Annotated in this window: 9 protein-coding genes; 3 read left to right on the forward strand and 6 right to left on the reverse strand. The window is 70.6% G+C overall.

The features are described 5' to 3' along the window. The first annotated feature begins 230 nt into the window (after positions 1-230). The 3 genes from JS521_RS30125 to JS521_RS30135 all read left to right on the forward strand — a co-directional run bounded on the left by JS521_RS30125 (position 231) and on the right by JS521_RS30135 (position 3,726). Positions 231-2,135 carry a hypothetical protein gene (locus tag JS521_RS30125; protein WP_239488041.1) on the forward strand — a complete coding sequence of 635 codons (1,905 nt, stop codon included), beginning with the start codon at positions 231-233 and terminating at the stop codon, positions 2,133-2,135. An 80-nt stretch (positions 2,136-2,215) separates the two neighbouring features. Then, complete coding sequence (locus JS521_RS30130) at positions 2,216-2,908, forward strand: hypothetical protein (protein ID WP_239488038.1); 693 nt, start codon at positions 2,216-2,218, stop codon at positions 2,906-2,908. 74 nt (positions 2,909-2,982) lie between these two features. Continuing rightward, complete coding sequence (locus tag JS521_RS30135) at positions 2,983-3,726, forward strand: haloacid dehalogenase type II (RefSeq protein WP_205086103.1); 744 nt, start codon at positions 2,983-2,985, stop codon at positions 3,724-3,726. A gap of 585 nt (positions 3,727-4,311) precedes the next feature. Here the strand turns inward: JS521_RS30135 and JS521_RS30140 are convergent. The 6 genes from JS521_RS30140 to JS521_RS30165 form a co-directional block, all read right to left on the reverse strand. Beyond that, entirely contained in the window at positions 4,312-5,859 is a 1,548-nt protein-coding gene (locus tag JS521_RS30140) for a hypothetical protein (protein WP_205086109.1), read from the reverse strand. 105 nt (positions 5,860-5,964) lie between these two features. Further along, positions 5,965-6,669 carry an OmpA family protein gene (locus tag JS521_RS30145; protein ID WP_239488039.1) on the reverse strand — a complete coding sequence of 235 codons (705 nt, stop codon included), beginning with the start codon at positions 6,667-6,669 and terminating at the stop codon, positions 5,965-5,967. 8 nt (positions 6,670-6,677) lie between these two features. Next, positions 6,678-7,298, reverse strand: a complete 621-nt coding sequence (locus tag JS521_RS30150) for a hypothetical protein (RefSeq protein ID WP_205086104.1) — start codon at positions 7,296-7,298, stop codon at positions 6,678-6,680. Positions 7,299-7,332: 34 nt separating this feature from the next. Beyond that, positions 7,333-7,947, reverse strand: coding sequence for a pilus assembly protein TadG-related protein (locus JS521_RS30155; RefSeq protein WP_205086105.1), 615 nt, complete (start codon positions 7,945-7,947; stop codon positions 7,333-7,335). Continuing rightward, positions 7,947-8,177, reverse strand: coding sequence for a hypothetical protein (locus JS521_RS30160; RefSeq protein WP_205086106.1), 231 nt, complete (start codon positions 8,175-8,177; stop codon positions 7,947-7,949). The genes JS521_RS30155 and JS521_RS30160 overlap by 1 nt, the downstream gene beginning before the upstream one ends. Positions 8,178-8,381: 204 nt before the next feature. Further along, a partial coding sequence (locus JS521_RS30165; protein WP_239488040.1) for a response regulator occupies positions 8,382-9,268 on the reverse strand: 887 nt, incomplete at its 5' end.

Consider the following 9,268-nt stretch of genomic DNA (forward strand, 5'->3'; position numbering starts at 1 on the left):
GGGACGAGGGCTGGGGAGACCGGGGCGCGGGCCGCGTACCGCCGGGGCACCACGGCATCGCGGGCTCCGGAGCGCCACGCGACGGCATCACGGGCTCCGACGCACCACGCCACGGCATCACGGGCTCCGACGCACCACGCCACGGCATCGCGGGGCCCGGCGCACCACGCCACGGCATCGCGGGGCCCGGCGCACCACGCCACGGTCAACAGGGCGGCCGTTTCTTCGCGTTGACCCGTAGCTGGGTGACGGGCGCCCTCGTCTATCTCGGCGCCGGATTCCTCACGAACCGGGCCCTGTTCGAACTGCTCGGCACCGAGGAGCGGTTGGAGACCTTCGGCTGGCGGCTGGCCCTGATCCATCTTCCGGCCCTCGCCGTGACGCTCCTGACCGTCCTGGCGGCGGCCCGTATCCTCCCCGACGAGTACCGCGAGTCGTCCCGCACCCTGTACCTGCTCGCTGCCCTGGCCGTACCACTGGCCGGTCTGCTGTACGGCTTCGCCGTCGCCGGGGGCGTGGTCGGCATCGAGGGCGTCCTCATGCCGGCCGTCTCGCTTGCGGCCGGTGCGGCGTCGGGGGTGGCGGTCGACCGGCTGCTGGAGGAGCGCGCCACCCGGCCCCCGCCCCCGCCGACGTACTCGTACAACTGGCGTGACAGCGGTGCGACGGCGACGGAGTACCTGGGCGTCGTCATCCTGGTCGTCATGCTGATCGGCGCGATGGCGATGGCCGGGGTCGGCGGGAAGATCGGGGAGCGGCTGCGGTGCGCGATCAGCTCGCTGGCCGGGGGCGGGGGCTCGTGCTCCTCCGGCGGTCAGGACCCCGAGGCGAAGCCGAAGACGGACGCGGACTACGAGCCCACGATGTGCCAGGTCTCCAGCATCTCGGACACGGCGGGCGGCAAGGTCAAGGTCGGCTGGTTCGAGTGGGGCGAGGAGTACGGCTTCCAGCAGAAGGTCTCCCGGGCGAGGACCGACGTGAACGGCGACGGTGAGGTCGACGGTGACGACAAGGTCGTCTCCATGACGTTCACCGACGCCGCCTCCGCCGGGGCTACCGCCGGCACCCCGGGCGTGAAGCTCGGGAGCCTCGGCAAGGCGGATGTCGACATCGGCGGCGGCATCAAGATCACCAACGGTGACACCTGGATCTTCGCGAGCGAGGAGGAGGCTCAGCAGATGCGGGACGACATCGAGGAAATGAAGATGTGGGAGACCTCCACCAAGCACAGCGGCGGCTATGGCGGCGGCTGGTACTCCGCGATGAAGTGGGCGGAGAAGAAGGAGGACATCGAGAGGAAGATCGGCGACAAGAAGATCTCCTACTCGACCGTCGGCCTCAACGCCTACGCGGACGGCGGCCTGTCGGTCAAGGGCGGCGACGAGGACGAACTCGGCGCGAAACTCGGCGGCAAGGCGACGTTCTCTCCCGAGGTGACGATCACCAAGGACGACGTGAACGGCAACGAGTCGTACACGTACACCGCCAAGCTCGAACTGGAGGGCAAGGCCGGCGGCAACGTGGGCCCGGTCAAGGGGACCGTGGGCGGCAAGCAGAACCGTACCAGCGCGATCACCGTCACCCGCGACCAGAAGACCGGGAAGATCGTCCGCATCGACATGACACAGACGGTGGAGAGCGGCTCGACGTCCGGCAAGGTCGAGGTCGGCGGCGACAACGGCGAGAGCGGCCAGGACAAGCGCGGCGGCAAGGGCAGCGCGTCGGACTCCTCGGGCGACACCGGGATCGACGTGGTGACGAACTCGATCGTCTTCGGCAAGGACACGGACGCGGCGACCGAGGCGAACCGGGCCGTCGCCGAACAGTGGCTGGGCGGCTCCGGGAACAACACCGCCCCGTTCGAGTACCTCTTCGGCGACCAAGGCATGGAGAGCCGCCCGGAGGGCAACGACCCGTTCCAGCAGCTGATGTTCGAGGACGGCCTGTCCAGCTCGATGCGGTACACCGGCGAGAGCGACGCCCAGGAGTTCGGCTTCGAGATCTCGCTCGGCATGAGTCTCGGGTTCTCCCTCTCCACGGAGGAGAAGACGGAGACGCTGGAGGACGCGCGGTTCCTCGGGGCCCCGCAGGGCGACGCGCGCACGTACCTTCCGTACAGCTACTGCGCGAACTGACGAGGCGAACTGACGCAGCGAACTGACGCGACGGACCGACCGGGCAGAAAGGCGGAGAGACGGACGTGGTGACACCGGCGATGAGTGCCAGGACGTACGGGGCGCGGACGACCCGAGAACGGACGTACGGGGCGCGGTCGGCCCGGGGACGGACGGACAGGGCGCGGTCGGCCCGAGGGCGGACGGCGGCCACCGTGGCGGCCCTCGCGGGAGCGGCGCTGCTCCTGCTGACCGGCTGCAGCGGCGGCGACGGCGACGGCACGGCCTCCGTGCCCGAGGGCTGGGGCACGCTGGACACCGGCAGCCTGAGCGTCGGCTACCCGAAGAGCGAGGGGTACGCGGAACAGCCGGCGGGCGAACGCGCCGAGGCCAACGCGGCCGTCGCGCTGAAGGAGGAGAACGGCATCCGGACCGGCATGGTCTCGGTCCAGCTGGATTTCGCCACGGGCGTGCACGACGCGGCCGGGGCGGCGGCAGCGGCGGGCGCGGGCATCGGCCTGAACTCCACCCGCCGGGCGACGGAGGACGTACGCCTCGCGGGCCCGGCCGACGCCCGCGACGCCCGCGAAGCCCGCGAAGCCCGCCGGATCGACTACGACTTCACGGCGGACGGCCAGGAGGACACCCCGAACAAGGGAACGCCGATGACCGGGGTCCTGGTCGCGGGCGTGGACACGAAGGGCGTTCCGTTCGTGGTGCGGCTGAACGCGGTGAAGGACGCGGTCGACGCGGAGGACCTGGACGCGTTCGTGGGGTCGATCTCGGTGAAGTAGGTGAAGGAGGGGATGGGAGAACGCTGTTGCGACGTTGTTCGCTCTGTCGCCCACTCTCTGGAGGAGACCGCGCCATGGCAGAGCTGAAGACCGACACCCTCGCGTTCGGCACCCTCGCGTTCGACGCCCTCGTGTTCGATGTGCTCGGCACGCTCGTCGACGAACCCGCCGGACTCCGCGCCGGTATCCGCGCGCTCGACCCGTCCCTGGACGGCCCCGGGACCGAACGGCTCCTGCTGCTCTGGCAGGAGCACATCGAGCGCGAGCAGCGCCGGATCCTCGACGGCGACCGGCCCTACGTACCGAGCGACGCCCTGGACCGGGAGGCCGCCGGACGCGTCGCCGTGGCCGCCGGGGTGGACGATCCGGGCGCGGTGGAGACGCTGGCGAGGTCGGCCCGCCGGCTCCCGCCGTGGCCCGACACCGTGGCGGGCCTGGCCCGGCTCGCCGAGCACTTCCCGCTGGTCGGCCTCTCCAACGCGAGCCGGACGGCGCTGCTGGAACTGAACGCCCATGCCGGACTGCGCTGGCACCAAGCCCTCTCGGCGGAGGACGCCCGCGCCTACAAGCCAAACCCGGCGGTCTACCGGCTGGCCGTCACCGTCGCCGGACAGCCGCCGGAGCGCCTGCTGATGGTCGCCGCCCACGCCTGGGATCTTCGCGGTGCGCAGGCGTTGGGCCTGCGCACGGCCTATGTGGCCCGCCCGGTCGGCGACCCGCCCACGGCCTCGGACCGGTTCGACCTGTACGCGGAGGACCTGACGGATCTGGCGGGGCAGCTCGGGCTGTCCCGGCTCTCCGGCCGCCGTGGGTCGTGATCGGGCGCGGGTGGGGGGGGTGAGGGTTCGGGGGTGCCGAAAGCCTCCGGTGCAGCGAGATCCGGTCCTCCAGCGGGCGCGTTCGTTTCTCCCCCGAGCGGAGGAGGCGGATACCCCATGCGCGGGATGTGACGGGCCACGGGCTCGGGGGAGCCTGGATTGTCGGCATCAGAGAACCGGGGGAGTTGTGCTGCTGGTCTACGCCCCGCTCAGTGCGGTTGGCGTGCTGCCGAGGATGGAGGCGTCCGGTGCGTTCACGACCGGTTCCGGGGTGACCTGGATGGTCGCGTTCGGCGGCCTGGGCTTCGGCCTCATAGCAGCCGCCCGTTCCTACGCTGCCCGCACCCGGCCCGTGTGCGCCGCTGCAGGTGCTCCGGCGACAGCAACGCCGCAGGCATGGCCCGCCGGTGGGGTCAGACCGTGGGGTCAGGCCGTGGGGCCACCGCGGTGGAGGGCTTCCAGGGCGGCAAGGTCGTCGGCGGTCGGGCGTAGGGCTCCGGCTGCCGGGGCCTGCCGGGGCCTGCCGGGGCCTGCCGGGGCCTGCCGGGGCACGCGCCCCGGGCGTCGGCTACTTCGCTCCGCTTCTCAGGTCAGCGGGCAACCGAGCGGGAGGACGCGTTCGGTCAGCCGGCCGGTGAGGTGGGTGCCGGTGACCTCCGCCTCCGTCAACCAGTCCGCCGCGGTCAGCCGGTCCACGAGCTCCCGCAGGTCACCGGGGTCGACGGTGCACCAGGAGGACAGGGTTTCCACGGCGATGCCCTGCCCTTCGGGCCCCAGTCGCCCTTCGCCGTCGGCCCCGGTGGCCAGGGCCAGGGCGAGCAACCGTGCCTCGGCCTCGGTCTTGGCCTTGCGGAGCTTCTTCTCCCCGACGACCCGCTGGGCCCACCCGCTGAGTTTGGGGCGCATCTTCTTGCCGAACGTGAACGGGCCGGGGTCGTTGTCGTCGGGCGTCAGGGACGGCACGCTGATCCGGGTGGGGCTTTCCGGGCGGGAGGCGATCAGTTCCTCGACGGTCCCGGAGATGTCCAGCCAGCCGCACTCCAGCAGTTGTCCCACCAGATGCTCGGGATCGTGCAGGGGCAGCCCCTTGAGGTCCTGGCCGACGAGGTTGCCGACACCGGCGTGCGCGGTGCGCAGCGTCAGCATCACCACCAGCAGGCGGGCCTCCGCACTCGGCAGGGGCGCGTGGGCGGCGACGTGTGCGAGAACGGCCCGCGCGTGGTCCCACTGGGCCGGGGCGGTCAGCAGCCGTGCGACAGCGGGCCCTTCGCCGTCCGGAGCCTGGCCGATGCGGTGCAGGTGCTGGAGGCGGGCGGTGGCGGCGGCCTGTTCGGCTCGCCGGGCGTCGAGGCGCAGTCCGGTGTCGGCGGTGACTTCGGCCCAGGCGAAGAAGGCCTCCGCCTTGCGGGCGTGGAGGTCGGCGAGCATCGCGAGGTCGGGCTCGGGGCGCTGCTGGTAGGCGCGGAAGAGTTCGCCGAGTTCGGTGAGTTCGTCCCGCAGCGCGACGGGCCGCAGGTCGTGCGGGACGAAGCGCTGCGCGATCCTCCCCCGCCGGGGGCGCTTGCGCACCGGCCTCGTGGACCGGGGAGCCGGCACCTGGCGCGTGACGGCGGTCGTAGGGGCGCTGTGCGAGAAGTGCGGGCCGACGGCCGACAAGGCCGCCGCGGGGGCCGCGGAGGCTGGGGCGTCGGCCGGAGCCGGCCCCTCGGTGGCCGGAGCGGTGGCGACGATCTTCGCGGTGGGGTGGGCGGCCGCGCAGCGCGAGCAGCACTCCATGACCTGCCACCAGCGCCCTTCCCGGTCCGTGACGACGGCCAGGACGACCGCTCCCCCGCACCTCCAGGGGGCGGGGCGCTCACGCGGTCCGGCGGGGCGGATGTGTGTGTGGCACTCCTCGGCCCGGCAGGCGCAGTGCGCCGAGGGGCGGGGGGCCGCCCCCGCGCGCAGGTGGGCCTTCAGATGCGCGACCGCCGCCGTGCGGCCGGCGGCCGCGGAGGGCAGCACCTGCGCGGCGCAGGCGGGGCGGCTGCACGAGACACGTACGTCCGCACGTCCACGGCCGACGGGATCCAGCCGCACCGTCCACCTGCGTCCCGTCACCCGTTCGTTCGTCGCGGGGGCCTCCACACCCATCACACCTTCCTCGACGACTGTTCGTATGCGCACCGCGGTACCCCACCTGATGAACGTGTCAGCACCCGATGAACGTGTCAGCGACGCGCGGCGTGTCACAGTCTGCTACGCCGGGCAGTCCGGATTCCGGCCCACAACACAAACGACGGTCCGCCGTTCGGGTGACGGGCTCGGCGAAGGTATGGCCGGTTTCCTGTGGTCACGGCAGAAGGGCCGGCCCTCTTCGTTGCTGTTGCTGGCGATCGGGTACTGCTCGCCGTAGCCCCGGATCTCGTACGTGATCGTGGGGCCGAGTTCCTTCGACAGGACCCCGTGCACGGCGTCGGCCCGCTGCTTGGACAGGACGTCTCCGTGGGCCGAGGAGCCGAGGTTGTCGGTGAAGCCGAAGACGCGGACCTTGGTCGCGTTCTGCTTCTTGATCTCCTCGGCGATGGCGGCGATACGGGCGTTGGCCGCCGAGCCGAGCTTCGCGCTGTCCTTGCCGAAGAGGACTTCGGCCTGGAGCGCGAACTTGATGTCGGCGTTGCTGTCCTCGCGGCGTTCCTCGCCACCGAGGTCTTCCACGACCTGGACGATGTCGAGGACCCGGCCGGGAGCGAGGGTGCCGCCCTCCGGCATCTTCAGGTCCGAATCGTTCGGGTCCGTGGGAACGGGTGGCTCCGACGTCGCCTCCGTACCGGGCGGGACGCTCGGGCCGTCGTCGGCGTACGAGGGTGAGGCCCCGAGGAGAGTCGTTCCGGCAACAAGCACGACGACTGCGACGGCTTGTCCTACGTTGCGCGCGGCCCGGGAGCGCGTGGTGGTCTTCATGGCCGCACTCACCCAGAAATCTTCAGCGAGGTGGTGGCGAAGGTCGGAAGGTTGAAGTCGACCTCGGTCGTTCCCTGGGGCGGGGCGGGGAATTGCATAAAGATTGGCGCTGCCTTGCCCGGGGCGATAGAGGCGATCGCCGTTGTGCACAGGCACCGGGAGTCCGTGTCGCGGAGCACGTAGTACCGCTTCTTCCCCGCCTTGTCCACCAGCGTCGCGCCCGCAACCGAGTTGGGGTTCTTCTGAACGATGCTGACCTCTGAACCGGCCCAGGCCGATGCAGTCCGTATCTGGGTTCCCTCGTTATTGATCTCACCCTGGACGGTGAGGAATCCGCCGGAGTCCCGCTTGACCTGATTGATGACCAGGACGAGCCCGCCCTGCCCGCGCGCCTCCGCGAGCTTCACATTCGGGTCCACGTCCTCCCCCGCAGCCGTGTCCTCCTGCTGCGGCTCGCCCTTGTCCTCCGGTGCGGAGGGGCTGGCTGGGGCGGACGGTGCGCTGGATCCCTCGTTGCCGGGCTCGTCGCCTCCGTCGTCGCCACAGCCGGCGAGCGCAAGGGCCAGGGCGGCCGTCACTGAGACAGCTGTCATCGCCCTTCTGGTCGTCGTGGTCCGCCGCATGCTCATGGTCCGATTCCTCTACTCGTCGTTCGCTTCGCTGTCACTGGTCGACCAACCGCACGTCGAAGAGAGTTCTGCTCACCGTCTCCCACAGGCCAGGAGTGATCTCGGCGGTTGTGATCTTGACTATCTCGCCGCTCCGGCACGTGAAGACAAAGAGGTCCTGGACACCGTCACTGTTGACGTCAACAGCCTTCGGATTGGGGCAGTTGAACTCGATCAGCGCAGTGGCCGTGGCCTTGGCCTTCTTGTTGTCCGAACCAGGGATCACCGGCGAGTCCACCGGCTTGCGCCCCTCTACCTGGACCGTGATCCGGTCACGCAGATATCCGGAAGTCGGATAGCAGAGCTTCTCGTCCGCGTCGTTGGCGGCGGCCAGTCGTTGCGCCTCGGCGCAGGGCGCCACGAAGGGCATGTCGAGGAAGACGTCCAGCGTGTTGAGTGGCAGCGAGCCGAGAAATCCCGGCCCGAAGTTGGCTCGTGCCTGCTGGGCGGCGGCCAGCGCGGCGGCGTCGGCAGCGCCTTGAGACCCATTACGCAAGGCGGAAGCCTTGCCGACCGCGAAAAAGGCCAACGCAAGGAAGAGCAGGCCCGCCACCATCATGATGTAGATGGGGAAGGCCTGCCCTGCGTCGCCGCGTAGACGTGTACGCATCAGCCAGAGACGATGGCGGTCACCAGTCCGTCGATACGCTTCGAGATGTTGCCACCGATGTCCGAGGCAGCGACCGCTCCGATGATGGCGACGACCACCAGAACGATCCCCAGGTACTCGAACGCCGTCTGCCCCCGGTCCTTCGCCGCGTACCGCTTCTGAAGGCGGCTGACGGCGGTGTTGGCCCAGCCGTTGACGCGGACGGCGGTCTTCAGGGTGATGTCCGACATGGTGTTCCCCTCCGGGTTCGGCCGACCGGTTGCCGGCCGACTCGCGCGTTTCTGCGGTGCCGTCCTCGTTACCGGCTTCCTCCTGGCCGGTGCCGCTGGCGACGTGAGAAACATAGAGGGGAACCTGCGCTCCCACAGAGGGCCCGTGGGCCCATTCCCGGGCCCAAAAGGCCTTCCGGGGCCTCGCATTGCCGGATCGCTCGGTCATGGCTGCCACCCCGGGGTCCGGGGCGCGGTGCCCAGCCAGTGGGCGATGGCCTCGCTGCGCGTCGCGCTGTGGAGCTTCGTGAAGATGCGGTTGATGTGGTTCTTGACCGTCTTCTCACTGATGAAGCAGGTGGCGGCGATCTGCTGATTACTCATTCCGGACGCAATCAGGTCCATGATCTCCACCTCCCTCGAACTCAGCCCGTACTGCTGCCTGTTGGGGGTGGATACCGACCCCCCGGATACAGAAGACTGTCCCACAGCAGGTTGCAGTTGCGAAAGGCTTTCCGAAGGTTCGGCGGTGCGCGGCGGCGGCTGGGTCGGTGCCGTCGCCAGTGCCGAGCCCAGGCCCTCGGGGAGCGGGCCCCGCTGGGGCGGCGTGCCGTGGCGCATGTGGGCCAGGAGCGCGTCCGCGGCGGTGACAGTGAAGTTGGCGCGGCCGTCCTTCGTGTCGCGTACCGCCTGGACCAGCTGGTTCGCCGTGAACTCGCCGTGCACCAGATAGCCGCCCGCGCCCAGACGCAGCGCCTCGTGGACGATCTCGCTCTCCCTGCTGTACGTCAGCATCAGTACGGGAGCGATGCCGACCAGGTGCGGCAGCGCCGAGATGCCGTCCACGCCCGGCATGCGGACGTCCAACAGGACCACGTCGGGGCGGTGTTCGAGCGACTTCTCGTACGCCTCCCGGCCGTCCGCCGCCTCCGCGACCACCTGGATGTCCGCTCGGCCGGACAGCAGAACGCCGAGGCCCGCCCGGACCACCGGGTTGTCGTCCGCGACCACCACCCGGAGGCGTTCGACGGCCGGGGCTGCGGGGCCCGGAGGGAAAGGAGACGGGGACGGGGACTGGATCGCAGTGTGCTGGGGCCCGGGGGGTCCGGCGG

It is taken from the genome of Streptomyces durocortorensis, assembly GCF_016901035.1.
GTDB classification, from domain to species: domain Bacteria; phylum Actinomycetota; class Actinomycetes; order Streptomycetales; family Streptomycetaceae; genus Streptomyces; species Streptomyces durocortorensis.

Coding starts and splice junctions, on each gene's coding strand:
- JS521_RS30135 (WP_205086103.1), top strand. CDS start 2,983: ATGGCAGAGCTGAAGACCGACACCCTCGCGTTCGGCACCCTCGCGTTC.
- JS521_RS30150 (WP_205086104.1), bottom strand. CDS start 7,298: ATGAGCATGCGGCGGACCACGACGACCAGAAGGGCGATGACAGCTGTC.
- JS521_RS30145 (WP_239488039.1), bottom strand. CDS start 6,669: ATGAAGACCACCACGCGCTCCCGGGCCGCGCGCAACGTAGGACAAGCC.
- JS521_RS30155 (WP_205086105.1), bottom strand. CDS start 7,947: ATGCGTACACGTCTACGCGGCGACGCAGGGCAGGCCTTCCCCATCTAC.
- JS521_RS30160 (WP_205086106.1), bottom strand. CDS start 8,177: ATGTCGGACATCACCCTGAAGACCGCCGTCCGCGTCAACGGCTGGGCC.
- JS521_RS30140 (WP_205086109.1), bottom strand. CDS start 5,859: ATGGGTGTGGAGGCCCCCGCGACGAACGAACGGGTGACGGGACGCAGG.
- JS521_RS30130 (WP_239488038.1), top strand. CDS start 2,216: ATGAGTGCCAGGACGTACGGGGCGCGGACGACCCGAGAACGGACGTAC.